Genomic DNA, 232 nt, shown 5'->3' on the forward strand with positions numbered 1-232 from the left:
CTGCTCGTCTCCCTCGCGGGGTGTAGCGGCAACATGGTTCTGCTCGATCCCAAGGGCAGCGTGGGCGTGGCCGAAAAAGAACTCATCGCCACGGCAACATGGGCCATGCTGCTCGTCGTGGTGCCCGTCATCCTGCTGACGCTCTACTTCGCCTGGCGCTATCGAGCGTCGAACCGCGACGCCACCTACGCACCCAAGTGGGCGCACTCCACCGCGATCGAGGTGGTGGTCT

General features: G+C 64.7%; 1 pseudogene. It reads left to right on the top strand.

Annotation, left to right across the window (positions count from 1 at the left end):
* Positions 1–232, top strand: a pseudogene (locus SB786_RS37855) (cytochrome ubiquinol oxidase subunit II); the annotation flags it as partial.

This window comes from Burkholderia sp. SIMBA_062, assembly GCF_046534765.1.
In the GTDB taxonomy this organism is placed as follows: Bacteria; Pseudomonadota; Gammaproteobacteria; order Burkholderiales; family Burkholderiaceae; genus Burkholderia; species Burkholderia ambifaria.